The sequence below is a fragment of the Stenotrophomonas sp. Ste96 genome, assembly GCF_024519495.1.
Lineage (GTDB): Bacteria > Pseudomonadota > Gammaproteobacteria > Xanthomonadales > Xanthomonadaceae > Stenotrophomonas > Stenotrophomonas bentonitica_A.
On record NZ_JALJRX010000003.1, the window covers coordinates 528,732 to 554,919 of the forward strand.

Annotated in this window: 21 protein-coding genes and 2 tRNA genes; 20 read left to right on the forward strand and 3 right to left on the reverse strand. The window is 61.6% G+C overall.

The annotated features are described in order from the left end of the window. Positions 1-142 precede the first annotated feature (142 nt). Together OC373_RS11805 and OC373_RS11810 are read left to right on the forward strand one after the other, a co-directional pair. Positions 143-219, forward strand: a tRNA-Asp gene (locus OC373_RS11805). Positions 220-430: 211 nt separating this feature from the next. Further along, a complete protein-coding gene (locus tag OC373_RS11810) occupies positions 431-2,404 on the forward strand; it encodes a peptidyl-prolyl cis-trans isomerase (protein WP_070426717.1) in 1,974 nt (657 codons plus the stop codon). A 71-nt stretch (positions 2,405-2,475) separates the two neighbouring features. Here OC373_RS11810 and OC373_RS11815 read toward each other — a convergent pair whose 3' ends face one another. Both OC373_RS11815 and gloB read right to left on the reverse strand, forming a co-directional pair. Further along, positions 2,476-3,690, reverse strand: a complete 1,215-nt coding sequence (locus tag OC373_RS11815) for a lytic transglycosylase domain-containing protein (protein WP_070426718.1) — start codon at positions 3,688-3,690, stop codon at positions 2,476-2,478. Then, a complete protein-coding gene (gene gloB, locus OC373_RS11820; protein WP_102789541.1) occupies positions 3,687-4,454 on the reverse strand; it encodes a hydroxyacylglutathione hydrolase in 768 nt (255 codons plus the stop codon). The genes OC373_RS11815 and gloB overlap by 4 nt, the downstream gene beginning before the upstream one ends. 11 nt (positions 4,455-4,465) lie before the next feature. On the opposite strand from gloB, the gene OC373_RS11825 reads away from it, so the two are divergent. From OC373_RS11825 to dnaQ, 3 genes are read left to right on the forward strand one after another with little or no spacing between them, the layout of a single operon-like run. After that, the gene (locus tag OC373_RS11825) at positions 4,466-5,110 is read left to right on the forward strand and encodes a class I SAM-dependent methyltransferase (protein ID WP_261997734.1); all 645 of its coding nucleotides are present in this window, start codon (positions 4,466-4,468) and stop codon (positions 5,108-5,110) included. Between the two features lie 11 nt (positions 5,111-5,121). After that, a complete protein-coding gene (gene rnhA, locus OC373_RS11830; RefSeq protein ID WP_019185795.1) occupies positions 5,122-5,574 on the forward strand; it encodes a ribonuclease HI in 453 nt (150 codons plus the stop codon). A gap of 4 nt (positions 5,575-5,578) precedes the next feature. Beyond that, positions 5,579-6,310 carry a DNA polymerase III subunit epsilon gene (gene dnaQ, locus OC373_RS11835; RefSeq protein WP_070426721.1) on the forward strand — a complete coding sequence of 244 codons (732 nt, stop codon included), beginning with the start codon at positions 5,579-5,581 and terminating at the stop codon, positions 6,308-6,310. A gap of 48 nt (positions 6,311-6,358) precedes the next feature. Here dnaQ and OC373_RS11840 read toward each other — a convergent pair whose 3' ends face one another. Then, positions 6,359-7,063, reverse strand: a complete 705-nt coding sequence (locus OC373_RS11840; RefSeq protein WP_019185793.1) for a protein phosphatase 2C domain-containing protein — start codon at positions 7,061-7,063, stop codon at positions 6,359-6,361. A gap of 165 nt (positions 7,064-7,228) precedes the next feature. Between OC373_RS11840 and OC373_RS11845 the strand changes: the two genes are divergently transcribed. From OC373_RS11845 to OC373_RS11915, 15 genes are all read left to right on the forward strand, one after another. Continuing rightward, a tRNA-Ser gene (locus tag OC373_RS11845) sits at positions 7,229-7,319 on the forward strand. 323 nt (positions 7,320-7,642) lie between these two features. Further along, positions 7,643-7,840, forward strand: coding sequence for a ribbon-helix-helix protein, CopG family (locus OC373_RS11850; protein WP_261997735.1), 198 nt, complete (start codon positions 7,643-7,645; stop codon positions 7,838-7,840). Beyond that, on the forward strand, positions 7,837-10,962 hold the full coding sequence (locus OC373_RS11855) for an anti-phage-associated DUF499 domain-containing protein (RefSeq protein WP_261997736.1): 3,126 nt from the start codon (positions 7,837-7,839) through the stop codon (positions 10,960-10,962). The genes OC373_RS11850 and OC373_RS11855 overlap by 4 nt, the downstream gene beginning before the upstream one ends. A gap of 2 nt (positions 10,963-10,964) precedes the next feature. Continuing rightward, the gene (locus tag OC373_RS11860; protein ID WP_261997737.1) at positions 10,965-11,591 is read left to right on the forward strand and encodes an anti-phage-associated DUF3780 domain-containing protein; all 627 of its coding nucleotides are present in this window, start codon (positions 10,965-10,967) and stop codon (positions 11,589-11,591) included. Beyond that, on the forward strand, positions 11,588-12,238 hold the full coding sequence (locus OC373_RS11865) for a DUF4433 domain-containing protein (RefSeq protein WP_261997738.1): 651 nt from the start codon (positions 11,588-11,590) through the stop codon (positions 12,236-12,238). Before OC373_RS11860 ends, OC373_RS11865 begins: the two co-directional genes overlap by 4 nt. A gap of 17 nt (positions 12,239-12,255) precedes the next feature. Then, positions 12,256-13,314, forward strand: coding sequence for a macro domain-containing protein (locus OC373_RS11870; protein WP_261997739.1), 1,059 nt, complete (start codon positions 12,256-12,258; stop codon positions 13,312-13,314). Between the two features lie 14 nt (positions 13,315-13,328). Further along, a complete protein-coding gene (locus tag OC373_RS11875) occupies positions 13,329-16,259 on the forward strand; it encodes an anti-phage-associated DUF1156 domain-containing protein (protein WP_261997740.1) in 2,931 nt (976 codons plus the stop codon). A gap of 10 nt (positions 16,260-16,269) precedes the next feature. Then, complete coding sequence (locus OC373_RS11880; RefSeq protein WP_053462289.1) at positions 16,270-16,686, forward strand: hypothetical protein; 417 nt, start codon at positions 16,270-16,272, stop codon at positions 16,684-16,686. Next, positions 16,683-18,032: an ArsA-related P-loop ATPase gene (locus tag OC373_RS11885; RefSeq protein ID WP_199120756.1), complete on the forward strand. Its 1,350-nt coding sequence runs from the start codon at positions 16,683-16,685 to the stop codon at positions 18,030-18,032. The genes OC373_RS11880 and OC373_RS11885 overlap by 4 nt, the downstream gene beginning before the upstream one ends. After that, positions 18,029-19,423 carry a hypothetical protein gene (locus OC373_RS11890; protein WP_099589182.1) on the forward strand — a complete coding sequence of 465 codons (1,395 nt, stop codon included), beginning with the start codon at positions 18,029-18,031 and terminating at the stop codon, positions 19,421-19,423. The genes OC373_RS11885 and OC373_RS11890 overlap by 4 nt, the downstream gene beginning before the upstream one ends. Positions 19,424-19,428: 5 nt before the next feature. Beyond that, entirely contained in the window at positions 19,429-22,164 is a 2,736-nt protein-coding gene (locus OC373_RS11895) for a phospholipase D-like domain-containing anti-phage protein (protein ID WP_099589183.1), read from the forward strand. Between the two features lie 349 nt (positions 22,165-22,513). After that, complete coding sequence (locus OC373_RS11900) at positions 22,514-23,470, forward strand: DUF932 domain-containing protein (RefSeq protein WP_057667228.1); 957 nt, start codon at positions 22,514-22,516, stop codon at positions 23,468-23,470. A gap of 20 nt (positions 23,471-23,490) precedes the next feature. Then, positions 23,491-23,979, forward strand: a complete 489-nt coding sequence (locus tag OC373_RS11905; protein WP_099589191.1) for a JAB domain-containing protein — start codon at positions 23,491-23,493, stop codon at positions 23,977-23,979. 122 nt (positions 23,980-24,101) lie between these two features. Continuing rightward, complete coding sequence (locus OC373_RS11910) at positions 24,102-25,091, forward strand: lambda-exonuclease family protein (RefSeq protein ID WP_099589184.1); 990 nt, start codon at positions 24,102-24,104, stop codon at positions 25,089-25,091. Next, on the forward strand, positions 25,085-25,972 hold the full coding sequence (locus OC373_RS11915; RefSeq protein ID WP_261997741.1) for a hydrolase or metal-binding protein: 888 nt from the start codon (positions 25,085-25,087) through the stop codon (positions 25,970-25,972). Before OC373_RS11910 ends, OC373_RS11915 begins: the two co-directional genes overlap by 7 nt. Positions 25,973-26,188 lie beyond the last annotated feature (216 nt).

The window sequence follows — 26,188 nt, forward strand, 5'->3', positions numbered from 1 at the left end:
TGCTGGCCTGTCACGCCGGAGGTCGCGGGTTCAAGTCCCGTCCGCTCCGCCAGTTTTAAAAAAACCTCGAAAAAAGCAGCACTTCGGGGTGGGCAATCTGAATATCTTCGGATAGAATGAGGGCCTGCAAAGTTTCAAGTGCGGAGCGGTAGTTCAGCTGGTTAGAATGCTGGCCTGTCACGCCGGAGGTCGCGGGTTCAAGTCCCGTCCGCTCCGCCAATCTTTGAAGAGCCCTTGGTGAAAACCAAGGGCTTTTTTTTGTTTCCAATCCAGCAGATTGCTCGGCAGCGCGGCGCACACCGTTTGCCCGCCGCGATCGGTGGGTGCGGCACCGGGCAGATCGCGCGCAGGGGCCGGCGCGGGCACTTTTGGAGCCTGCCGCGAAGCGGGTTACACTGCCGGGCTCGCCAATCAGGCCTTGATTTTTCCCATGCTGCAGAAACTTCGCGACAAGACCTCGGGCTGGATCGTTACCGTGATCCTGGGGCTGCTGATGATTCCGTTCCTGTTCGTGATCGACTCCAGCTACCTCGGTGGCGTCGGCTCGCAGAACGTGGCCAAAGTGGCCGCACCGCCGACCTGGTGGAAGTCCGCCCCGTCGTGGTGGCCGGTCTCGTTCCTGTGGCAGCACCATGAGATCAGCTCCAACGATTTCCGCGTGCGCTTCGAGCAGGCGCGCCAGCAGGCACGCCAGGAGCAGGGCGAGGACTTCGATCCGCGCCAGTTCGAAAGCACGGAGAGCAAGCTGGCCGTGCTCGATCAGATGATCGATGAGCAGGTCGTGCGCCTGGCCGGCGAACAGTCCGGCATCGTGATCGGCGATGCCGCCGTGCGCGAGTACATCGCCTCGATCCCGGCCTTCCTCGGTGCCGACGGCAAGTTCAACCAGGACAACTACCGCATCGCGCTGGCCAGCGGCAATCCGCCGCGCACGCCGACGCAGTTCGAAGCGCTGGTGCGCGAGAGCATCCAGCAGTCGATCATTCCGTCGGCCCTGCAGCGTTCCGGGTTCACCACCCAGAGCGAAGCCGAGCGCCTGATGAAGCTGCTCGGTGAAACGCGTGACGTCGAACTGGCCGCGCTGCCGGAAACCCCGGCCGACACCGCCGAAGTGACCGACGCACAGATCAAGCAGTGGTATGACAGCCACACCAAGGATTTCCGCCAGCCGGAAACCGTGTCGCTGGAATACGTCGAAATCAACGGCGCGAACCTGCCTGCGCCGGCGGCCGCCGACGAAGCCACGCTGCGCAAGCGCTATGACGATGAGAAGGCGCGCTTTGCCACGCCGGAACAGCGTCTGGCCTCGCATATCCTGATCACCGCCGATGGCAGCGATCCGGCCAAGCTCAAGGCGGCTGAAGAGAAGGCAACCCGCCTGGCTGCCGAAGCCAAGGCACCGGGTGCCGACTTCGCCGCACTGGCCAAGGCCAACTCCGAAGATCCCGGTTCCAAGGACACTGGTGGTGACCTGGGCTGGGTGGAACGCGGCGCGATGGTCAAGCCGTTCGAAGATGCCCTGTTCGCCATGAAGGCGGGCGAGGTGACCGGTCCGGTCAAGACCGACTTCGGTTTCCACGTGCTCAAGCTGCGCGAGACCAAGGGCGGCGAAGGCCGTTCCTTCGACGAGGTGCGTGACCAGCTGGCTGCCGAGCAGCTCAAGGCCGACACCGACCGTGTGTTCACCGAGCTGAGCGGCCGCCTGGTCGATCTGGTCTACAAGAACCCGACCTCGCTGGAAGGTCCGGCCAAGGACATGAGCCTGCCGGTGCAGACCATCGGTCCGTTCACCCGCACCACCGCCAGTGGCATCGCCGCCAACCCGGCCGTGCTGCGCGCGGCGTTCTCCGACATCCTGACCCAGGACGGCACGGTCAGCGACCCGATCGAGCTGGGTCCGAACCACAACGTGATGATCCGCGTGACCGAGCACAGCCCGGAACAGGCGCTGCCGCTGGACAAGGCCCGTGAGCAGGTCATCGCCGCGATCCATGCCGACCGCACCCGCCAGGCGTCGGAGAAGGCCGTGGATGCCGTGCTGGCCAAGCTGAAGGCCGGTCAGACCCTGCAGGCGCTGGCGACCAGCGAGAAGCTGCAGATCAGCCCGCTGCCGGGCCTGCCGCGCACCCAGCCGGTGCCGACCCCGGAGATCAACCGTGCCGTGTTCAGCGCGCCGTTGCCCGCCGAAGGCAAGCCGAGCTACGGCAAGGTCGCCGTGCAGGGCCGCTACGTGATCTACGCGGTGACCAAGGTCACCCCGGGCAACGTTGCTGAAGTGGACGCCGCCCAGCAGCAGCAGCTCAAGGAGCAGCTGAGCCAGATCGACGGCATGGCCGCCGCCAAGGCCTACGTGGAAGCGATGCGCAAGCACTTCAAGGTGCAGACCGAAGAAGCCAACCTCTAACCGGGGCGGCTTCTGCTGGACAACAAAAAGCCCGGCGATGCCGGGCTTTTTGCGTTGGGGGTGGGCGCTGCTCAGTCTTCGACGCGCAACACCGCTCCCGGCTTGAGCACACTGCTGCCACTGAGGCCATTGAGCGACAGCAGGGCCTTCAACGGCATCCCGTAACGGCGGGCGATGGTCCAGGGCGATTCGCCATCGCGCACGGTGTGGCGGCGGCTGCGCGGACGATCCGCGCTGGCCACCGTGCGGGTGGCGGCCGGCGCAGGCGCCGTACGGGCGGCCGGGCTATCCACTGGTGCGCTGGGAGCCACCGCAATGGCGGCCACGCTGGCGCTGGCATCCACCGGCGCATGCGCGGTCGGGGCCAGAACCGTCACCTGGCCGGCCGGGCGGCCCTTGCCGCTGGCCAGGGCCGGGTTGAGCCGGGCGATCCGGGCCGGATCCAGGTCGCGCTGCTGGGCCCACTGCTGGACGCTGGTGCCCGCCGGCAGGGTATGCCCCTTCAGCACGGGCACGGTGCGGTCCAGCGAGGCCATCACCGCTGGCTCGGTTTCTGCGTCTTCCAGCACGCAGGCCAGGGCGTGCAGCTTCTCGACATAGGCATAGGTGACCGGCGACAGGCCGGGCAACTCGGCCGGACGCGCGTTCTGCGCGTTCATGCCGGCCTTGCGCAGCGATTGCAGGACCCGGTACTCGCCGGCGTTGTAGGCCATGGTGGCCAGGCGCCAGTCGCCGCCGAACATGCCGTGCAGGGTCTTGAGGTAACGCACCGCGGCCTGGGTGGAATCCACCGCCGAGAGGCGGCCGTCGTAGCCCGGGGTCATCTGCACGCGGTGGTTCTTGGCGGTGGTGGCGATGAACTGCCACAGGCCGGCCGGGCCGCCGCCGTTGCGGGCGTTGGGCCGGTAGCCGCTTTCCACGAAGGGAATCAGCGCAAATTCGGTCGGCAGGTCGGATCTGCGCAGCTCTTCCACCACATAGCCGAACAGCACCAGGGCGTCATCGTCCTGGTTGGCCAGGCGCGAGGGGGCATGCGCGAACTGCTTCTGCCAGCGCGGGCTGGTCGCCTCGGCGTCGCAGGTGGGTTCAGCCAGGCCATCGCGGAAGCTGGCGAAGATGTCCTGCCCGTTGCGCACCGAGGCCGGCGGCAGCGCCGCAGCGGTCAGGGGGAGGGAGGACAGGCCGGCCACGTTCTGCGACATGCCGGCGGTCAACGACTGGGCGCCCGCGCTGCCGGCCACGGCGATCGCCAGGCCCAGCGCGAGCGGCAACAATCGCCGACTCATGTTCGGAATCCGTCTTTCCAGTGTCGCAGCCCTGCGACAACATCGACTTCATCGGTAACGGGACGCCCGAGATGGGCGCTGACGGCCGCCTGGATGGCGGGGGTACTCGTACGCAGGAACGGATTGCATTCCAGCTCGCTTGCCAGTGAAACCGGCAGCGTGGGCAGGTCATCGCGGCGCATGGCCAAGGCCTCCTCATGGCGCTGCGACAGCGCAGCGTTGGTGGGGTCTACATGCCGCGCGAAGACGGCATTGGACAGGGTGTACTCGTGGGCGCAACAGACCATCAGTTGCGCTGGCAGGGACGCCAGCTTCCGCAGGGATGCCAGAAGCTGGGGAGGCGTACCTTCGAACATGCGCCCACAGCCCAGGCTGAACAACGCATCGCCACTGAAAAGGTGTTCAGCGGTGTGAAACGCGATATGGCTCCGGGTGTGCCCGGGCACGGATACTACGTGGAACCCCAGCCCCAATGCCTGAACGCATTCACCTTCAGCGACCCGATGGGCGGCCACCTGGATGCGCGGTTCTTCTGGCGCGTAAACCTCCACCGCCGGAAAACGCGCCTGCAGTTCTGCCACGCCGCCGATGTGATCATCGTGGTGATGGGTCAGCAGAATGCTGTGGGGAACCCATCCCTGCTGCGCTGCGGCAGCCAGAACGGGGTCGGCCTGGCCGGGGTCGATGACCACGGCGCGGCCGTCGTCGGCGACCAGCGCCCAGATGTAATTGTCCGCAAACGCGGGTAGGGCGGTCAGTCGCATAGAATTGGACCATGCCCCCCGCGCCGAGCTCCCGTCAAGCGACAGTCGCATCCTGGTTTGATACTGAACCGGCACACGCCTTGTGCCGTCTGGAATCCGAGCGGTTGCGCAGCCTGCTCGCCGAGCGCCCGGTGAACCCCTGGCTGTGGGTGGCACCGACGCCCGGCTGGCTGGAGCGCGTCGAGCTGCCCGGTCGCGGCCTGCGGCTGTTCCGCGACGGGGCAAGCTACGCCGGGGACGTGCACTGCGGGCTGCCGTTGCCGCTGCCGGACGAGAGCGTCAACGCGATCATCCTGCAGCACGTCACCGCGCGCGATGCCGAGCAGCTGATCGACGAGTGCGCGCGGGTGCTGATGCCGGGCGGCCGCCTGTGGTTGTCCACGCTCAACCCGTTCAGCCCGTACCGCCGGCAGTGGCGCCACCACGGGCTGGTGGTGCGCAGCCCGCAGCGGCTGCGCCACACTCTCACGCAGGCCGGTCTGAGCTGCGAAGACCTGCACTACCTCGGCCCGATGTGGCGCGACCGCTCGCCGGCCCGGCGCGACCTCGCTCCACTGCGCGCGGCCTGCCTGTTCACCGCTGAAAAACGCACTCTGGCCCTGCCGGGACCGACGCCCGTGGCCCTGCCACGCTGGCACGGGACCGTGGCCACCTGATCTGGAATGGAATGAAGACGATAGAAATCCACACCGACGGTTCCTGCCTCGGCAATCCCGGCCCGGGCGGCTGGGCGGCGTTGCTGCGCTACAACGCGCACGAGCGTGAGCTGAGCGGTGGTGAAGCGCATACCACCAACAACCGCATGGAACTGATGGCGGCCATCTCGGGGCTGGAAGCGCTCACCGAGCCATGCAACATCGTGCTGTACACCGATTCGCAGTACGTACGCCAAGGCCTGACCGAGTGGATGCCCGGCTGGATCCGCAAGAACTGGAAAACCGCGGGCGGCTCGCCGGTCAAGAACCGCGAGCTGTGGGAGCGCCTGCACGCGGCCACGCTCAAGCACACCATCGACTGGCGCTGGGTCAAGGGGCATTCCGGCGATCCGGACAATGAGCGCGTGGACCAGCTGGCGCGCGACGCCGCGATCCGGATCCGTGCCGCCGGCCCGGTACACTGAGCCCATGCGTCAGATCATCCTTGATACCGAAACCACCGGCCTGGAGTGGCGGAAGGGCAACCGCATCGTCGAAATCGGCTGTGTGGAACTGCTCGAGCGCCGCCCCAGTGGCAACAACTACCACCAGTACCTCAAGCCGGACTGCGAGTTCGAGCAGGGCGCGCAGGAAGTCACCGGCCTGACCCTGGAATTCCTGGCCGACAAGCCGGACTTCGGCCAGGTCGTCGACGAGTTCCTGGCCTACATCGACGGCGCCGAGCTGATCATCCACAACGCGGCGTTCGATCTGGGCTTCCTGGACAACGAACTGTCGCTGCTTGGCGACCACTACGGCAAGATCACCGACCGCTGCACGGTGATCGATACGCTGAAGATGGCGCGTGAGCGCTTTCCCGGCCAGCGCAACTCGCTGGACGCGCTGTGCCGACGCCTGGGCGTGGACAACGCCCACCGCCAGCTGCACGGCGGCCTGCTCGATGCCCAGATCCTGGGCGATGTGTACATCGCGCTGACCTCGGGCCAGGAAGAAATCGGCTTCGGCGCGGCCGACGACCGCAAATCCGGCAGCGCCCGCGTGCAGACCTTCGACACCTCGCGCCTGCTGCCACGCCCGCGCGTGGTCGCCACCGCCTCGGAGCTGGAAGCACACGAAGCGCGCCTGGCCAAGCTGCGCAAGAAGGCCGGCCGCGCGATCTGGGATGGTGAGCCTGAAGCGGTGGAAGCGGTCAGCGCCTGATGGCCCGACCCCGGCGGTAGATCCCGACCGTTGGTCGGGATGCCTGCCTCAATGGCACCGCACCAGGATCACGGTGATGTTGTCCGAGCCGCCGCCATCCAGCGCGGCGGCGACCAGGGTATCCACGCATTCCTGCGCACTGGCATCGTCGAAGGCGAGGGTACGGGCAATGCCCTTGTCCTCGACTTCCTCGGTGAGCCCATCACTGCACAGCAGCAGCTGCATGCCCGGGCGCAGCTCACCGGTGGTGGTCGCCACATTCAGGTGCGCCGGATCGGTCACGCCCAGCGCCTGGGTCACCACATTGCGGTGCGGGTGCGCGCGTGCCTGTTCGGCGGTCAGATTGCCCTGCGCGACCAGCTCCTGGACCACGCTGTGATCCTGACTCAACTGGGCCAGCTTGCCGTCGCGCCACAGGTACGCGCGGCTGTCGCCCACCCATGCCACCTCGTAGCGATTGCCCTGGACCCGCGCGGCCACCACCGTCGTGCCCATTGGCAGGCTGTCATTGCGGCGGCGCGAGGTACGGATGATTTCCTCATCGGCGATCCGGATGGCATGCGCCAGCGTCGCCCCGCGGCGGATCTCGCGCACGATGGTCTCGCGCGCCAGCGCACTGGCCACCTCGCCACAGGCGTGCCCGCCCATGCCATCGGCGACCAGCCACAGCGCCAGTTCGCCATCGCCGTAATACGTATCCTCATTGAGGTCACGGCGCAGGCCGGGGTGGGTCAGGTGTCCGAATTCGATCATGAAGGCGCGTGCCGGTAAGGATTGCGGGGGATAACGGCATGATCGCGGCCCGCCGGACATCCGGCAAGGCATCCATACAGAAGAAATTCACTTCTTTGCCCGCAATGACTTGTCGCCAGCGCGTCCTACCCGTATCATTCGCGTCCCGGTTCGCCGGGACCATCTGGAGAGGTGGCAGAGCGGTTGAATGTACCTGACTCGAAATCAGGCAGGCGTTTATAGCGCCTCGGGGGTTCGAATCCCCCCCTCTCCGCCAGATACTTGAACTAAGCCCTTGAATTTCAAGGGCTTTTTTCATTTCCGGCTTGGCCGGTATGCCATCTGGTATGCCATAAGGAGCTGGCTGCTGCTGGATCATTCTGGACGTGTCCACGCCTGCAATTGGCGCAGATGGTTTGCCTTGCTGAAAGGGACGTTTGCATGCCATAGATCGCAATACTGGGCAGCTCACGACACTGTGTGCCTTGCGATGGGCTTCGCTGTCTTCAGATGAATGGCAGCAGCTAGACGATGCTGACAAAATTAGCTGACATTTTGGTACTGTAAGCTGCAGTACATATGCAGCCGCCCTGGGGGGCTATGGCCACGTCCAAGACTGCCACACTGACACTTCGGATCGATCCAGACTTGAAGGAGGCTCTTCGAGTTGCGGCTGAGCATGAGCATCGATCGATTGCGAACATGATCGAAGTACTTATACGCAGCCACTGCGAGCGACATGGCATTGATGTAGTGCGCTCGGTCGGAAAACCAAACAGCAACGGAGTGCATTCATGATCAAGACTGTCAAGCAGGCCTGCCGGTTCAATCCCGTCATCCGTGACTATCGAATGGCTCAGGGCATCGAGAACCTCGCAGACCTCATCAATGATGCTGGTGATGGCAGCGAGTTCTTCTCGCGTAACTTCGTCACCCACGGCATGGATCAGCTCTTCCGCGAAGCTCTGCTGCGACTTTCCGGCAAGTCCGACCAGGCCGTCTTCGAGCTGACCCAAGCGATGGGTGGCGGTAAAACGCACATGATGATCGCGCTGGGCTTGCTCGCCCGCCATTCGCATCTGCGCAAGGATGTTCTGCCTGCGGATCTGGCCTCGCGCATCGAGTTTGGCCAAGCGCGTATTGCTGCGTTCAACGGTCGCAACAACCCCGACAACTTCATCTGGGGCGAGATCGCCACCCAACTTGGAGCTGCAGAAGCCATCAAGCCCTATTGGGCGAACGGCCCCAAGGCCGTCGATCAGCGTCAGTGGAAAGAAATCATCGGCGACAAGCCGACGCTGATCTTGCTCGATGAACTGCCGCCCTATCTGGACAACGCCAGCACTCAGGTGTTTGGCCAAGGCACGCTTGCCAACATGGCGGTCTACAGCCTCTCCAGCCTGATGAGTGCTGCGCTAGAACTGCCTAATTGCGCCATCGTGGTTGCAAACCTCTCGGGCAGTTACAAGGCTCAGACAAAGGCCTTGGCTGATGCCATCTCCAACCTGCAGCAGGAAACCCGCCGCCAGGCGATGACCATCACGCCTGTGCAACTGGCGGGCAACGAAATCTACGAGATCCTGAAGAAGCGTCTCATCGACGAACTGCCGGACGAACGCGTCATCTCCGACATTGCGGAGGAGTACGCGCAGCAGATCAAGAAGGCCGAGGATGGCGGCTATATAGTCGCCAGCAGCATCGAGCAAATCGCCGAGCAGGTCAGGGAAACCTATCCCTTCCACCCGTCCTTCAAGCACCTTGTCGCGCTGTTCAAAGAGAACGAAGGCTTCCGCCAGACCCGTGGCCTGATGCAGTTCACCGCACGCTTGCTCAAGAGTGTGAGTGAGCGCGAAGCCGACGATGTCTTCCTGATCGGCACACAGCACCTGAACTTGAACGACGAGCAGGTCAAGGACGAGATCGAGCGTATTGCGCCCAAGCTGATGCCGGCTGTGACGCGCGATATCGCAGATGCGGGCAACGCCATCGCCGAGCATATCGATATCGAACTGGCAGACGATGCCGCGCAGCAGGTTATGACCTTGCTGCTGTCGTCCAGCCTGTCGCGTGCTGTCGGTGGCCGTATCGGCCTCTCCGAAAGCGAGTTGATCGAGTTCCTGGCTGCGCCGCAACGCAAGCCCGATGAGTTCCTGCAGGCATTGCAGCGCCTACGCGAATCGGCGTGGTACCTCCACCGTGAAGAGCAACGCTTCTTCATCAAGGAAACCGAGAATCTCTCGCGCCAGATCGAGCGCAACGCCAAGGAAGTACCGCAACCCAAGGTCGATCAGGCGCTCATCAATCGCCTCTCGGGCATCCTTGCCCCGGTCAGCAAGATCGCCTATCAGGCCGTGCAGGTACTGCCCCGGCTGGATGAACTCAAGCTCGGTGGCCCGCGCACGCTGATCGTTATCAAGCCGGATGGCAAGGTGCCGCCGAGCGAATTGCAAAACTTCTTCGATTACCAGCAGGAGAAGAATAACCTGCTGGTGCTGAGCGGCCAGGACAGCCTGTTAGCCGACGCAGTTGAGGAACGGTTGCGCGAGTTGTATGCCATCGAGCAAATCCACAAACGCCTAAAGCCCGGTGACACTCTGTTTGATGAGGCCCGCGACCGCTTCGAGGAATCCGAGGATCGCTTCAGCAAGGCCCTGTCGGCAGCCTACAACCGGATTTATTTCCCAGCCAACGACCCGGTGGATGGGCGTGACGTCTTGGCTGGAGTCACTATTGATCAGGGCCTCAAGCTTGGCCAGGGCGATCAGTCCGCCGAGGCGCAGATCGAAAAACTGCTGGCTAGCCCGCGCGCCGACTACAAACTCGTAGCCGAGCTAGGCAAGGACAACTTCGACGAATGCTTCGCGCAGGCCGAGGAGTACCTGTGGCCGTCCGGCAAGGACAACCGCCGCACCCCTTGGAAGGATGTCACCACCCGCGCCAAGTGCTCGCCGATCTGGCCGTGGATGCCGGGTTCCAGCGGCCTCGATACGCTCAAGACCGAAGCCCTGAAGCAAGGCCGCTGGCGTTTGGGTGAGGATGGCTACATCGAGAAGGGCCCGTTCCCCAAGGACAAGGCAACCGTCAACGTCTCGGTCATCAACGTCAAGCCAGACACCGGCGAAACGATTCTGAGCCTCACGCCTCGCCACGCGGGCGACAGCCCCATCGTCTATTGGTCGAGCAAGCCCGACGTTTCCGACAAGGACAACAAAGTCGAAGACCTGGATAACTTCGCCACCGGCGAGGGCACGGTCTACTTCATGGTGAAGGAGCCCACCGGGCGCTACGAAAGCGGCCCCGCCACTCGCTGGCTGGCCGATCTCAAGATTCGTCATCAGATCGAGCCTGCGGCGGACAAGCGCCGCGTCACCCTGGCAGCTACACCGCACGCCGACATCTTCTATACCCTGGACGGCTCCAATCCCAAGGACGGCACCCGCTACGACGCGCCGTTCGAGATCGGTTCCGCGAGCTGCCGCCTGCTGGTGTTCGCCCGCGCGGGCGAGGCTAACAAGACGGCGGACTTCCAGATCCCCGCCAGCGGCGACAAGACGGTACAGATCGTCGACAGCAAGCCTGCACGCCTGCAAAGCAAGCGTGTTGCTCTCGACACGACCGACCGCGTCTTCAGCGTCATCAACCGTTTCCGCGATCAGCCTGGCACGCGTTTCAAGGGTGTGCGCTGCGAAATCGGTGAGGGCGAGAACACCGTAACCGTGCGCTTCCAGGAGCGAGAAGTCACCGCCGCCATCATCGAAGGCGTCGTCAACAGCCTGCGCGACGTGCTCAAGGAGCCTGACGCCCCACTCAACATTGCCATCGCCGACGGCATCGCCTTCGATACCGGCTTTGCACTCAAAGAGTTCGCCAAGCTCGCCGGAATCGAGCTCAAGCCGGGCGACATCAATCAGGAGGAATGAGGATGGCTAAAGCCGCAGGTAACACACCATCGCCCAAGGCGCGTGCGCAAGTGCTGCACACGCTGGGTTTTGGCGTGCCTGCAACTTCTGATCCTCATCACTTCAAGGTCGTTATTCCCAAGGCAAGCACGGGCAAAGTTCAGATCAGTGAACACCTCGGCTTGCAGTCAGCAAGCAACGACAACGCGGTGATTGACCGCGTTTTGCTGGATCGACCTCGCTGGACCGCCATCCGCGCCGAAGTTCAACGAGCCTTCAACGCTCGTCTGGCCGCGCATGGCATCAAGCCCGGTACGTGGAAGGTCGGCGACAACCCTGTGGATCGCTTGCTCGGCAAGGAATTGTGCGTACTGGCCTGGGCCGTCGAGCAGATGGAGATGGAGAAGATTCCAGTCGCCGTGCGCAACTGGTTGGCGCTGCGCCCGGAGGAACGCTGGTGGCTGTTTGGCATGACGGCCACGAGCACCGGCGGGGTGATGGATGGGGGCAAGGGCTGGCGCGCAGCGCTCAAACACGCCTTGGGCGATGTGGCGCAGAGCGAACTGCTGGCACCGCGTGCGCGGCGTGGCAAGTCGGAACAAGACGCTGTCCAGATCTCCTTGGGCCTGTTCGGGGAAGACGCGCCATGAACGCCGTGCCCGTGCCCCAGCAGCCGAAGATTTATCACATTGCCCATGTGGATCGTCTGTCATCCATCGTGGCGACGGGCGGGCTTTTGTCGGATGCGCTGGTTCAAGCGCAGGCGCTGGGCGGAACGATGGTAGGCATGACCCACATCAAACAGCGCCGTCTGACCGAGCTTCAACTTGCCAGCCACCCCGGCTTGTTCGTCGGTGCCTGCGTGCCGTTTTACTTCTGTCCGCGCTCCGTGATGCTGTATTTGATCCACCGGCGCAATGCAGAACTGGCCTATCAAGGTGGTCAGGAACCCATAATCCACTTGCAGGCGGATTTGGGCGCAGTTGTGGCCTGGGCCAACGCGCAACCCGCTCGCTGGGCCTTCACGCTATCAAACGCCGGATCGTATTTTTTTGAAGACCGCAATGACTGGGCGCGTCTTGGTGAAATCAACTGGGCGGCGGTGCAGGCGAACAACTGGAGTGGCGGCCTGAAAGAAGGCAAACAAGCCGAGTTCTTGTTGGAGCAACATTTTCCGTGGCACCTTATCGAACGCATCGGCGTGCAGTCTGCCACGGTCTATCGACAAGTCGTCAACGCCCTTCCGGCGCACGGACACCGGCCTCCGGTCGAAGTGCGCCCGGACTGGTATTACTGAATGAGAGGAGCACAGCCATGATCGAGTACACCTCGGGCGACATCCTCCAGTGTGAGGCCGACGCACTGGTCAACACTGTCAATTGCGTCGGCGTGATGGGGCGCGGCATCGCCTTGCAGTTCAAGAACGTCTACCCCGAAAACTTCAAGGCTTACGAGGCCGCCTGCAAGCGAGAAGCCGTGCAGCCGGGTCGCATGTTCGTTTTTGAGACGGGCCAGCTCACTCTGCCGCGCGTCATCATCAACTTTCCGACCAAGCGCCACTGGCGCGGCAAAAGCCGTATTGAAGACATCGATGCGGGCCTTGTCGATCTGGTCAATGTCATCCGCGACAAGGGCATCCGCTCCATCGCCATCCCGCCGCTGGGCGCAGGCCTGGGTGGGCTGGACTGGAACGAGGTGCGCCCACGCATCGAGCGCGCCCTGGCAGAGCTTGCCGACGTACGCGTGCTGGTGTTTGAGCCCAAGGGAGCCCCGGCCACCGACAAGATGGCGCATGTGCGCGAGGTGCCCAAAATGACAGCGGGTCGCGCAGCCTTGGTGGAACTGATGCAGCGCTATCTTGGCGGCCTGCTTGACCCCTTTGTCACCCTGCTGGAAGTCCACAAGCTGATGTACTTCATGCAGGAAGCAGGCGAGCCGCTGCGTCTCCAGTACGTCAAGCATCACTACGGCCCTTACGCCGAGAACCTTCGGCATGTGCTGAAGGCGGTGGAAGGTCATTTGATCGCGGGTTACGCCGACGGCGGCGATGCGCCGGACAAGCCGCTCACGCTGGTGCCCGGTGCGGTTGAGGACGCCAAGGACTATTTGGATCAACACGACATCAGCCGCGCCCGTTTCGAGCGCGTAACCAAGCTGGTCGAGGGCTTCGAGTCACCTTACGGGCTAGAACTCCTGGCCACAGTGCATTGGGTGATGAGCCGCGAGGGTGCCACACAGCACGAAAGCGTAGAACGTCAGGTCTATAGCTGGAACGCACGCAAGCAGCAGTTCACCCCGCGCCAGCTTGCCATTGCCGAAGAACGGCTGCGTTCCCACGGCTGGCTGTCACCGGACGCGGCTTCGGCCCATTGAGGATTCATTAAAGAATGCAGCAAACAACAACCACCCTCACGCCTTTGGCCTTGAAAGATGCGCCCGCGCTGATCGAGACGGTTTTTCCCGCCCAGAAAGTGTCGTTCGAGGCACAAAAGGAGCGGAAGGCAAATCTTGGCCAAACCCTGACCGGGCTGGGCTCCTACTGGAAGGGTCGCAAGCCACTGATCTTGGTGCGAGCCATCGTGCTTGGCACTCTGCTACCGCCCACTGACGACGCGGAAGCCGATCTCGCCATCTTCGAAAAGCTCATGGCGTTCGACGATGAAGGATTGGCCCGACGGGCATTGGCGGCCAACGCGTTCTCGGTGTCCAAGCTCCAGGAGATGATCCCTATCTCGGACCCGGAGCGCTACTTTGGCGGACGTGGTTGGCGACGCGACATCACCGATGACGACAAGCTGGTGCTGTACCGCCAGGCGCTGGCCACCCTGTCTGGTTACGAAGAAAAGGCCAGTATCAGCAAACGCCCGGAAGAACTGGATCAAGACTGGCTCTTCGCTCCGGTGTGGGCAGAGGTCAACCGTCACTACGCTCATCTCGGTTTAAGCGTGCGGTCCTTGCCCGAGCTGGTGGAACAGCTGGGCGTCTTGCGTTACGGCCACCGCGCCCGCGTGGGCGACACATTTAGCGGCGGCGGCTCCATCCCTTTTGAGGCTGCGCGCATCGGCTGCGACGTGTATGCCTCCGACCTCAACCCCATCGCCTGCATGCTGACTTGGGGCGCATTGAACATCATTGGTTCAAGCCCGGAGCGACGCGTAGAAATCGAGAAGTCACAGGAACGTGTTGCCAAGTCGGTGGATGCGGAGATCACGAAGCTGGGCATCGAGCACGACAAGCAAGGCAATCGCGCCAAGTCTTATCTTTATTGCGTAGAAGCCCGTTGCCCGGAAACGGGATGGATGGTTCCTCTGTCCCCATCGTGGGTGATCTCCAAGGGCCGGAACATCATCGCTCGCCTGAAGCCGGATCACGGCAACAAGCGATTCGACATCGAGATTGTCAGTGGCGTTTCGGACAAGGAAGCAGCGGCTGCTGATCAGGGTACGGTGCAAGACGGCGACATGGTCTATACGTTGGACGGAAAGACCTATCGCACGCCCATCAAGACGCTGCGCGGCGACTATCGGAATTCCGATGGCAGCACGGGCAATCGCTTACGTCGTTGGGAGAAGAACGATTTCAAGCCGCGCCCTGATGATGTTTTTCAGGAGCGGCTCTACGCCATTCACTGGATCGCTAAGGACTCGCTCACCAAGTCCCGGCAGGAAACTTGGTTTGCCGCCCCGACTGACGCCGATTGGGAATCTGAGCGCCGCGTGGAAACGCTCGTCGCTGCGAACCTGAGCCAGTGGCAGGATGAAGGACTGGTTCCGGATATGGCCATCGAACACGGGGACGAAACGACCCGTCTATTCCGTGAACGCGGTTGGACACACTGGCACCATTTGTTCAATGCGCGGCAGCTGCTTTTGATCTCGCGCTACTTCCAGCATCGCACGCCGGAAGACTACGTATTCAACGCCAAGTCGCTGGATTGGAACTCCCGGATCGCCAACTGGATGAACCATTGGGAGAAGACCAACAACGTCTTCTACAACCAAGCGTTGAACACGTTCTACAACTACGGCATCCGTTGCTTTTTCAGCCACGAAGCAGGCCGGTCGTTCGGCTTTGCCAACAGTCCGCTTCCAGAGACTCGCCGGTCGATCAAGTGCCGTGATGCAGCCAAGCTTGAAGACGACGCTGATATCTGGATCACCGATCCACCCTATGCGGATGCGGTGAACTACCACGAGATCACCGAGTACTTCATTGCCTGGTTGCGCAAGAACCCACCCCAACCCTTCGATGACTGGGTGTGGGATTCGCGCCGCGCACTGGCGATCAAGGGGTCAGACGACGAGTTTCGACGTGGCATGGCTGCCGCCTACAAAGCAATGGCCGATCACATGCCTGACAACGGCATGCAGTGCGTGATGTTTACCCATCAGGACACCGCCGTCTGGGGCGACCTAATCGGCATCTTCTGGGCTGCGGGCCTGCAAGTTGTGGCGGCGTGGTACATCGCGACGGAAACCAATGCAGCTATCAAGAAGGGGAGCTTTGTCCAAGGCACCGTCATCCTGATGCTCAAGAAGCGCGCGGCTGGCGAGCGTACTGGTTTCAAGCAGCGTCTGTTGCCCGCCGTTCGGCAGGAAGTGGCGCGGCAGATCGAAACCATGATGCATCTGAACGACACTGTGGCCGCCCACCACGGTGAGCCGGTGTGGGGAGACTCCGATTTGCAGATGGCCGGGTATGCGGCAGCCCTCAAGGTGCTGACCGCCTACACACGCATCGGCGACGAGGACGTCACCACCTTCGCTCTGCGCCCCCGCGCACGGGGTGAAGTCACTGTGGTGGACGAAATCGTCCAGCAGGCAGCGGAAACCGCATCCAGCCTGCTCGTTCCAGAGGGCCTCACCGCCGACGCGTGGGGGCGCCTCACTGGCATCGAACGCTTTGTACTGCGGATGATGGACATGGAAACCGCAGGCACGTCCAAGCTGGACAACTATCAGAACTTCGCCAAGGCGTTCCGCGTGACGGACTACAGCCGCGTGATGGGCGACATGCGCCCCAACAACGCACGCCTCAAGCGCGTCAGCGAATACGCTTCGCGCGATCTGACAGATGCTACCGAGATCGGCGTGACGCGGCTGGGTCAGCTCATCATCGCATTGCAACAGCTGCTCAAGGACACCGAAGCGCAGGTCATCGTTGAGCAACTGCGAGCCGAGATGGCTGACTTCCTGGAAGTCCGCTCGCTGCTGGTGGACATGCTGGCCTTCATCGAGCGCAAAGCGCCCGAATCTGAGGTGCGCTCTGCCGCCGAGGTGTTGGGTGCGCGTTTGAAGAACATGCGCTTCGGCGATTGAGGGAAATTACATGCAGGCGGATTTTCTCGATGCACATGAACGCCATTGGGATGATGCGGAACGCTTGTTTCAGTCGCAGCGCTGGGCCAATGCCGATCATCTGTACGGCATGGCGGCGGAGTGTGGAATGAAGCGGCTGATGCTGGCGTTTGGAATGCAATACGATGCAATCAAGGATCGACCTGCCAGCCAACAGGACCGGGTGCATGCGGATGGCACTTGGGCGCGTTTCGAGAGCTATCGCAGCGGCCATGCGCAAGGGACGAGCTATGCGCTGTCGCCCGGTAATCCATTTGCAGACTGGGGCGTTTCCGATCGCTATGCCCATCAGTCCAACTTCGATCAAGCGCGAGCGCAGGGGCATCAAGCCGGCGCTCAGACAGTACGCAGCCTGATTACCAAGGCGCAATACGAGGGCTTGCTATGACCACCTTCGATCAGATTCTGCCGATCACCACTGGGGTGCTGGCGGCTCATCGCGACACGCTGTCTCGGCTGGAATGGTTGATCATCAATCGCGACCTTAACGGGCGAGTGCGCTTTATTGCACCAGAGCAAGTCCGCGAGGACCAGGGCCTGCGTGCGACTATCGAGGCTGTTTACCAAGCGCTGGCCGAGCGCCTGGCGCCGCACGCTTATCAGCCGGCGATGGGCATTTTGTATGAAGCCAATCCAGAGCAGGCTAGGCAGGGCGCATCCAGCTATGACGTGAACGGATTCGAGAACGTGTGGGTGGTGGACCGACTGGCCACCGAGGCCAACTGGGCGCGTATCGCGCCGGAAACGCAAGGTGCTCCGCGCATTGTGTTCTTTTCCATCAAGGGCGGCGTTGGCCGCTCTACGGCGCTGGCTGCCACGGCGTGGCAACTGGCGCAGGCTGGCAAGCGGGTGCTGGTGTTGGACCTTGACCTGGAGTCGCCCGGACTGTCCTCCGCGTTATTGCCGGTGGAACGGCAGCCGATGTACGGCATCACCGACTGGCTAGTTGAAGACATGGTGGGCAACGGCGATGTCGTTCTCGACAGCATGGTTGCTACCAGCAATCTCTCTCATGACGGTGAAATCCATGTTGTTCCTGCTCATGGTGCGGAACACGGTGAATACATCGCAAAGTTGGGCCGCGTCTGGATGCCCAAATTGCACGCTGATGGAAGGCGCGAGGCGTGGTCGGCTCGGCTTGAGCGCTTGTTGCATACGCTGGAGGCGCGTATCCAGCCGGATGTGCTGCTGATCGACTCGCGCTCCGGCATCGACGAAATCGCCTCTGCTTGCATCACTGATATGGGTGCAAATCTGATTCTGCTGTTTGCGCTCGAAGGTGAGCAGACTTGGAACGGTTATCGAATGCTGTTCGAGCAATGGCAGCGTGCCCAGGTGGCCGAAGAAATCCGTGAGCGCCTGAGGGTTGTAGGCGCCATCGTGCCCGAGCTGGATCGGGTGACTTATCTTGAGGGCTTGCGCGAGAGCGCATATGGCATTTTTGCCGACAGCCTCTACGACGAGATTGCGCCGGCCAATCCAGCCGCCATCGGGCCGAGCGCGAGCGGTGATGGGAAGTGGCGGGTTGAGGAGCTGGTAGAAGGCTGGAACTTTGACGAGGCGGATGAAGGCGCGCCCCACTACCCGTGGGCAGTGAACTGGCACCGCAGTTTTGCCGGTTTGCGCTCATTGCAGGGTCGGCTCGCCAGCATTGATGCGCAGGAGGTGCAGACCGTTTTCGGCCCGCTGATCGGCGGTGTGCGCGACGCCATTGAATCAAGGAGTTTGTCATGACGTCAGCTCAGCAGTTGCGCGAAGCCATTCTGGCCGCGCCCCTCGAAACCAGCAATTTCGCGGAAACCCCGCAAGCCGGAACCTTGTATCTACCCCCTTCGCACCTCAAGGCATTGAGGTTGGATGCGCACGTTGTTGTAGGGGGGCGTGGCGTGGGCAAATCATTCTGGACGGCAGCCCTGCAATCGAACCCGCTTCGCCAGCAACTGGGCGCTGCGGTCACTGAGTTGCAGGGCATTGAAGTTTTCGTAGGCTTCAGCAATGCCGAGGCCATCGACGACTATCCGAATGCCGACGTTTTTGCCGCTTTTCTTGACCAGGATGGCGACCCCTATGATTTGTGGCGCGCCGTGATTGTGCGCAGGATTGCGCAAAAGGCCGGCGAGCCGATTCCGCTTACCAGCTGGCAAGCAACGGTCAATTGGTTGAAGCAACAGCCGGAAGACGCGGCGCGATTGATGCAACGTCCACGTAACTGGAAAGGCTTGGTGCTCTTTGATGCGCTGGATCGCACCAGCACCGACTGGCGACGCATGGACGGCATCGTGCGCGGCCTACTGCGGGCAACGCTTTGGCTGAAGGCCTTTGCCGGTCTGTACGCCAAGGTGTTCTTGCGTGAGGACCAGGCCGAGCGCACCGTGTTCAATTTCCCGGATGCCTCCAAGCTCACCGCCACCAAGGCTGAACTGACCTGGGCCAGACATGACCTGCATGGCCTGCTCTGGCAACGTCTGATCAATGCGCCCGATCCAAGTGGCTTGTGTCTGCGCGATGTTTGTCCGCATGAACAGCAAAATGGCGTGTGGCGTGTCGCGCAGCCGATGAAATCGGAGTCAGAGGCGCAAAAGCAGGCGTTTGCAACCCTGGCCGGGCCGTGGATGGGGCGTGACCGGCGTCGGGGTGTGCCCTACACATGGTCGGTGGGTCATTTGGCCGATGGGCGCGGCCAGACCTCGCCACGCTCCTTCCTCGCGGCCATTAGGCGCGCGGCGGAAGATTCCAGCGAGCGCTATCCCCAGCATGACCATGCCTTGCACTTTGAGAGCATCAAGCGCGGCATTCAGAAGGCATCGGAAATCCGTGTGCAGGAAATGGCCGAAGACTACCCGTGGGTGCCTGAGGTCCTCGCCGCTCTGAGCGGTATGAACGTGCCAATTGATTTCGATGTGGTATTAGCTAAGTGGCAAGAGGCGTTTCCTGACGGCGCACAAGGCATTAGCACTACCCAGCTGCCCGCACAGCACGTTGATCGTGGCTGGAGCGGTGTACGTGAGGATCTGCAGCGCCTGGGATTGTTGGAAGTCAGAAAGGATGGGCGCATCGATATGCCCGACCTGTACCGCGTCGGTTTCGGCTTGGGTCGCCGCGGCGGCGTGAAACCCAAGAATTAACACTTATGAGCATGCGGCGCTTCTCTTCGCGTACCCATCGGCTGGATGCTAGCTTCCTGATGCAGCATCTGGCCGGTGCCAAAAGCTACAAGCGCATCGCTGGCTACTTCACCAGTTCTTTGTTCGAGGTAGCAGGGGAAGCACTGGAGCACATTCCTGAGGTCAAGATCGTTTGCAACGTGGATATCCACCCGGACGATCTGAAAGTGGCGCAACTGCGCGAGAGCAAGATGCTTGGCCGCTGGAACGAGCGCGCCCTGGAGGCCGAGGCACTGCTTAACCGCGAACGCTATCGGCGGCTGGACGCCTTACTCGCCAAGCATGGGCAGGCGGTGCGCATAGCACCGGACGATATCTGCGGTTTCGTGCATGGCAAGGCAGGTGTGATCACCCTGGCTGATAGCCGTAGGCTGGGGTTCATCGGGTCGATGAACGAGACGCGAAACGGCTGGCAGCGCCACTACGAAATCCTGTGGGAGGACGAATCGCCAGAAGGCGTGGCGTGGATCGAGGAAGAATTCGACTTCCTCTGGAACGCCGCCAAGCCCCTTCCGCAGGCCGTGATCCGCGAGGTACATCGGCGTGGCTACCGGCGTGAGATCGAGTTCATCGAGATCGATGATGATGAGAGTCTTGCTCCTGCAGCCCTGATCGAATCACCGCTGTACCGAGAAGGTCAACAACTCCAGCCGTGGCAGCAGGGCTTTCTGACCGAGTGTCTACGCCATCAGCGTCTGTACGGCACGGTGCGCCTGCTGTTGGCCGACGAAGTAGGCCTGGGTAAGACGCTGTCGCTGGCTACCGCCGCGTTGACGCTTTGCTTGTTGTCCGACAAGGACAATGGGCCGCGTCGTCCGGTCGTGATCTTTGCCCCTGCCACGCTGACCGAACAATGGCAGACCGAAATGCTGGACAAGCTGGGCATCCCGACCGCCCGTTGGGATACCGTTGGCAAAGTCTGGCTGGATGCTGACGAGCGAGTGCTGTCGCCTGCCGGGCGCGAGCAAATTGCCCATTGCCCGTTGCGCATCGGCATTGTCTCCACCGGTTTGATGATGCGCGACTCGCTGGAGAAGCAGCACCTGCTTGGTATGCGCTTCGGTGTCGTGATCTTGGACGAAGCGCACAAAGCCCGAACCCGCCAAGGCTTTGGCAAGGAAGCCGGAAAGCCGAACGAGCTACTGGCTTTTATTCGTGAGATAGCCGCGCGTGCCGATCACGTGCTGCTGGGCACGGCTACGCCGATCCAGACCAACCCTGCTGATCTATGGGATTTGCTGGGCATCCTGCACCAAGGCCCAGGCCGCTTCGTGCTCGGCCACGACCTAGCACCGTGGCACCGACCCGACGAAGTGCTTGACATTCTCGCGGGCCGCGTGGAGGTCGAATCGCTCACCCATGCGTGGGAACTGTTGCGTTCGCCGCTTCCGCGCATGGAATCAACCAGTGAGCCTCGCGCCCGTCGCTTTTTCTCAGCTATCCGGCAAGACTTGGGTTTGCAGAACGGCGAGTGGCAAACCAACCGTTCGCTGGCCGATCTGACTGAGGAAACGCGGGAGATTATGGAAGAGGAGCTAGAGCGCCGCATATCAGGTGCAACGCTTTTCCAGCGCGAAAATCCGCTGGTACGCCATGTCGTGCTTCGCAAACGCCAGCAGCTTGAAGACGCTGGGCTACTGGCTCGCGTCGGCGTGGACGTGCATCCGGAACGAGGGCAAATATCGGAGCAGCGCGCTTTCGATGCCTTGTTCGAGGGCAAAGCACTGCGCACGTCCGAAGACTTCAGGCAGGCGTACGGCGAAGCACGTGCGTTCGGCCGGGCACTGGCCAAGCGCGGTAAAGGCAGCGGTTTCATGAAGAACCTGATGGAGCAGCGCATCTGCTCCAGCGTCCACGCGGGCTTAGCGTCGGCCCGGCGCTTGCTGCAAGGCGATGCCGAGCACGAGGAAGACGAAGAACTAGAAGTTGATCTCACAGTCGAGACGGGTGAGGAACGCGAGGTTCTTCAACGCCTGATTACCCGACTCGAGCGGTTAGAAGCCGATCCAAAGATGGAGGCCGTCGTCCACTTCCTCGACAAGGAGAAATGGCTGGAATTGGGCGTCATCATCTTCAGTCAGTATTACGACACAGCGAAGTGGTTGGCGGACTTGCTGGCGTCGCGCTACCCGGAAGAAGCTGTCGGCCTTTATGCGGGTGCGGGCCGGAGCCGTCTGTACCAGCGTGGTGACAGCGTGAGTGTCGAGCGTGAAACCCTGAAGCGGATGGTCGCCGAGCACCAGATTCGCATCATGGTGGCTACCGATGCCGCCTGCGAAGGCTTGAACCTGCAAACGTTGGGAACGCTAATTAACGTCGATCTGCCGTGGAACCCAACGCGCCTCGAACAGCGGATTGGCCGCATCAAACGCTTCGGACAGCGGCGTGAAACCGTTGACATGCTGAACCTCGTGTTCGAGCAGACCGTGGACGAAAAGATTTACGAGCGCCTTTCCGAGCGCATGAAGAACCGCTACGACCTCTTCGGGTCGCTGCCAGACACCATCAAGGATGAGTGGATCGAGGACATCGAAACACTGGGTGAGCAGCTGGATGACTACATCAACGCGCAGAAAACCGCGACGGGCTTTGATCTACGCTACACCGGCACGATGATGCCACCGGACAAGGATTGGCGTGAGTTCACGGAGGTTCTATCAAGACGCGATCTGGCTACTCTGATGAGTACAGCTTGGGGTTAGCTTTTTAGGGATGTTAGTTTCTGATTTTTTCACTTTGATTAGGGAAATCATCATTCTATTAAATTTCAAACACATATTACCCAGTTGATGCCGGTGGTTGCTGGCTTCGCGTGTCGATGCTCCGCAATGAAGCATCTTCCTTGGGTATGGCTGTATGAAAGAAAGATCCGATTGTCTGTACTGTGTTTTGGTTGTCGCAGCCTCCATCATCGCTGCGGTTGCTCGGTGTGCTCTGTCTTCGGGCAGTGAAGACATCGAACCCTTTAATTGATACTACATTGGCATACGCACAAGGCCCGGCATCGTCCGGGCCTTGTGCGTTTGTGCCGTAAGAAGCGAGGAAAATACGATGCATCTGGTTGAAACAATGGCCTATGCGGGCGCTAAGCCGTGGCATGGTCTGGGCAATAAGCTTGAACAGCACCAGCCTATTGAGGTCTGGAAGCGTCAGGCAGGCATGGATTGGCAGATCGAGGACTCCGAGGTCCGTTTCATCACGGGTAGCAATGCCATCGGTGCCATCCACTCCTTCCCGGAGCAGAAGGTTCTTTATCGCTCCGATACCAGGGAGCCGCTGGCTGTCGTATCCAAGCGGTTCAAGGTTGTCCAGCCGGGAGAGATCCTGGAGTTCTACCGTGATCTGACGCAGCACAGTGGCTTTGAACTGGAGACGGCGGGGGTGCTCAAGGGTGGCAAGAAGTTCTGGGCCATGGCTCGTACGGGCCAGAGCACGTCGCTCAAGGGGCGTGACCGGGTGGATGGCTATCTTTTGCTTGCTACTGCCTGTGACGGCACGTTGGCCACCACGGCGCAGTTCACCTCGGTGCGGGTGGTGTGCAACAACACCCTGCAGATCGCTCTGGGAGACAGCAGCGGAGCCATCAAGGTCCCGCACCGCAGTCAGTTCGACCCGGATGCTGTGAAGCGCCAGTTGGGGATCACCGTCTCGACCTGGGACAACTTCGTGTCTCGCATGAAAGCCCTCTGTGACCGTCCAGTTGACCCCGATACGGTCGATGGTCTGTTGCGACGGGTGCTTACCTACCAAGGCCAGGGCACCACCGCTGAGGTCGTCAACGAGCAGGCGCTGGCCAGTGTCCGTGCCCTGTATGAGGGCGGCGGTCGAGGCGCGTTGTTGCCTTCCAGCCGTGCAACGGCCTGGGGCGTACTCAACAGCGTCACGGAGTACGTTGACCACCACCGACGAGCCCGTAGCGATGATCACCGCCGTGATGCGGCATGGTTCGGTGCTGGAGCTCAGCTCAAGCAGCGCGCGTGGGATGAAGTGATGAAGTTGGTGGCCTGATGGAAGCGCAGGCCTATCACATGACCACATTAGGGGCCGGATCCAATGAGGAGGAGAGCAGGATCCGGGTACGTGAGGACAGGACGATTGCGAGGGCGCTGCAGATCCTGCAGAAACGGGCATCGTTGCCAGGGGAGGTGCTGGGAGGAGCAACCCAGGGTGCATTGTTCTTCCGGCTACGTCTGGGAGGCGAAAACCGCGAGCATTTCGAGGTTGCCTTTCTCGACACGCAGTTCCAGCTCATCGCAGTTGAGCGGCTTTTCTCAGGAACGATTGATGCAGCCGAGGTTCATCCTCGGATCGTGGTTCAGAGGGCACTTGCCCACAATGCATCGGCGGTACTCATGGCTCACAACCATCCAAGCGGTAGCTTGCAGCCATCTGCATCAGATCGCGCAGTCACGGCGCGGCTGAAGGCTGCCTTGGACACCGTGGACGTGAGGCTGTTGGACCATTTCGTTGTCACCAGTCATGAGGTGGTCTCGATGGCCTCTCAAGGCATGGTCTGACAGAGCTGCAGCGATCAGTGCTGTCGCTTCGCCCATTCATCTTGACCACATCGATAGCTTGAAATGAAAGACCTGACCAAGGCCGCCCATCAAGGCGGCCTTTTCTATTCCGGAGATTGCCAATGAGCAAGCACACCGCGTTGCGTTTGGTTGATACGCGTTCACTGGATCGCCAGCAGTGGCTGGAGGTCCGCAATGGCGGCATCGGTAGTTCGGATGCTGCCACCGCCGTGGGGTTGAACCCCTACAAGAGCCAGCTGGAGCTGTGGCAGGAGAAGACGGGCCGCAAGCCAATGGAAGAGATCCCCCCTGGACAAGAGGATCCCCGCTACTGGGGAACCCTGCTCGAACCCATGGTGGCCACAGCCTACCAGGAGCGCACGGGGAACCGGGTACGCCGAGTCAACGCCGTTCTGCAGCATCCGACCTTCCCGCACATGCTGGCCAACCTCGATCGAGAGGTAATTGGTTCCCCGGGGGTCCAAATCCTTGAGTGCAAGACAGCAGGGGAGTTCGGCTCTCGGCTGTGGAAAGACGGGGTTCCCGAGTACGTGCAGCTGCAGGTACAGCATCAGTTGGCAGTGACGGGGAAGCAGGCAGCAGATGTGGCAGTGCTGCTGTGTGGCCAGGCGCTGAGGATCCACCGTATTGAGCGAGACGAAGAGATCATCAGCCGCCTGGTGGTATTGGAGGCCCGGTTCTGGGATCACGTTATCAACGACATCGAGCCACCAGCTGATGGTTCGGAGTCGGCGGCCAGAGCGCTTCGGAGCCTGTATCCGGGCAAAGACACGGTTGTCGACTTCAGCCAGGACGAGGTGCTGGTCGAGACGTTCTCTAACCTAGTGTCTCTCAACGAGGCAGTAGCAGAGCAAGAACAGCAGGCAGAGCTGCTGAAACAAACGCTGCAGCAAGCCATGGGCGATGCATCCGTTGCCAGGTTTGGCTCGTTGGGAGAGGTGATCTACCGCCGTAGCAAGGATGGCACGTCACTGGATACCAAGCGGCTCGCAGCCGAGCACCCGGAGATCGCCGCGGCCTACACGGTAGTCCGTCCGGGGTCACGGCGATTCCGAATCAACACCACGATCAAAGAGGTCACATCATGCTGAAGGGACTGGCCATAACGCCGCCCGTGATTGGGCGTATTTCAATCGGCCGGGTAGTAGAGCGCAATGGCAAGCGGCTGCCAGAAAAGGACGATCAGTTCACCCTCACTAGCCAGGTACAGAACCGTGAGGGCTGGGTGCTGCACCCGCTGGATGAGGAATTGCGGCAGGCATCGGACGGTAACAAGCTGAGGTCCATCCCGGTGCGCCTGCTCTTCGACGATCCAACCCTGAACCTCCGGGCTGACTACTCGCTTTTCAATCGCGAGAACGGAAGACCGCTGTGTGTAGGCAATGGAGACACCTGCCGGCGAGCTGGCCCTGAAGGCATGGAGACGTTGCCTTGTCCTGGTCCGGATGCGTGCCAGTTTGCCAGTGGGGGCTGCAAAGCCTATGCCCGCTTGAATGTGGTCATTGGGGACGGGGAAGGTGATGCGATGGGCAGCTTTGTCCTGCGTACCACCTCCTACAACACCATCCGGACACTCGCAGCGCGACTGCACTACCTCAGTGCGGTGTCAGGTGGTCGGCTGTCCTGCCTGTCCTTAGAGCTGAAGCTACGAGGTAAGTCCACCACGATGAGTTACCGATCAGCGATCTACTACGTCGATCTGTTGGTTCGGAGTGGTCTGACACTGGAGCAGGCTGTCGCAGAGGCGGTGGACCGACACGCCGCAAGAGCTGCGGCGGGGATCGACCAAGCTGCACTGGATGAGGCAGCGAGACAGGGCTTCGCTAACGGGGCCTTCGAGGACCTGGACGAAGACGTGCCAGCTGTGGTCGAGGAGTTCTATCCGACAGGGCATGGCGAGGTTGCACAGGCTCCAGCGAACGGAAGTCTCAAGGACAGACTGGAAGCGCAAGCGTCACGGTTAGCGTCGTAGGTGAGCAGTACCTGTTCGGACTTGTATCAGGTACGGGCAAGAGGCAGTTCAGGTCCTGCGCGGACAGATGATGGAACGGACCAATTTGTGTGCGCAGATGACGAGATATGCCAGGGAGCGAAAGCTCCCTGGCATGTAAGCGATTGATTTTTATTTGACTTTGTCGGTTGTGAGCGTGCATGGAAAAAACCTGGATTTTTTTTCCCTGTACCCGCA

Coding starts and splice junctions, on each gene's coding strand:
- rnhA (WP_019185795.1), top strand. CDS start 5,122: ATGAAGACGATAGAAATCCACACCGACGGTTCCTGCCTCGGCAATCCC.
- OC373_RS11810 (WP_070426717.1), top strand. CDS start 431: ATGCTGCAGAAACTTCGCGACAAGACCTCGGGCTGGATCGTTACCGTG.
- OC373_RS11890 (WP_099589182.1), top strand. CDS start 18,029: ATGACGTCAGCTCAGCAGTTGCGCGAAGCCATTCTGGCCGCGCCCCTC.
- dnaQ (WP_070426721.1), top strand. CDS start 5,579: ATGCGTCAGATCATCCTTGATACCGAAACCACCGGCCTGGAGTGGCGG.
- OC373_RS11870 (WP_261997739.1), top strand. CDS start 12,256: ATGATCGAGTACACCTCGGGCGACATCCTCCAGTGTGAGGCCGACGCA.
- OC373_RS11905 (WP_099589191.1), top strand. CDS start 23,491: ATGACCACATTAGGGGCCGGATCCAATGAGGAGGAGAGCAGGATCCGG.
- OC373_RS11840 (WP_019185793.1), bottom strand. CDS start 7,063: ATGATCGAATTCGGACACCTGACCCACCCCGGCCTGCGCCGTGACCTC.
- OC373_RS11895 (WP_099589183.1), top strand. CDS start 19,429: ATGAGCATGCGGCGCTTCTCTTCGCGTACCCATCGGCTGGATGCTAGC.
- OC373_RS11855 (WP_261997736.1), top strand. CDS start 7,837: ATGATCAAGACTGTCAAGCAGGCCTGCCGGTTCAATCCCGTCATCCGT.
- OC373_RS11885 (WP_199120756.1), top strand. CDS start 16,683: ATGACCACCTTCGATCAGATTCTGCCGATCACCACTGGGGTGCTGGCG.
- OC373_RS11860 (WP_261997737.1), top strand. CDS start 10,965: ATGGCTAAAGCCGCAGGTAACACACCATCGCCCAAGGCGCGTGCGCAA.
- OC373_RS11865 (WP_261997738.1), top strand. CDS start 11,588: ATGAACGCCGTGCCCGTGCCCCAGCAGCCGAAGATTTATCACATTGCC.
- OC373_RS11910 (WP_099589184.1), top strand. CDS start 24,102: ATGAGCAAGCACACCGCGTTGCGTTTGGTTGATACGCGTTCACTGGAT.
- OC373_RS11880 (WP_053462289.1), top strand. CDS start 16,270: ATGCAGGCGGATTTTCTCGATGCACATGAACGCCATTGGGATGATGCG.
- OC373_RS11915 (WP_261997741.1), top strand. CDS start 25,085: ATGCTGAAGGGACTGGCCATAACGCCGCCCGTGATTGGGCGTATTTCA.
- OC373_RS11850 (WP_261997735.1), top strand. CDS start 7,643: ATGGCCACGTCCAAGACTGCCACACTGACACTTCGGATCGATCCAGAC.
- OC373_RS11815 (WP_070426718.1), bottom strand. CDS start 3,690: ATGAGTCGGCGATTGTTGCCGCTCGCGCTGGGCCTGGCGATCGCCGTG.
- OC373_RS11825 (WP_261997734.1), top strand. CDS start 4,466: ATGCCCCCCGCGCCGAGCTCCCGTCAAGCGACAGTCGCATCCTGGTTT.
- OC373_RS11875 (WP_261997740.1), top strand. CDS start 13,329: ATGCAGCAAACAACAACCACCCTCACGCCTTTGGCCTTGAAAGATGCG.
- OC373_RS11900 (WP_057667228.1), top strand. CDS start 22,514: ATGCATCTGGTTGAAACAATGGCCTATGCGGGCGCTAAGCCGTGGCAT.
- gloB (WP_102789541.1), bottom strand. CDS start 4,454: ATGCGACTGACCGCCCTACCCGCGTTTGCGGACAATTACATCTGGGCG.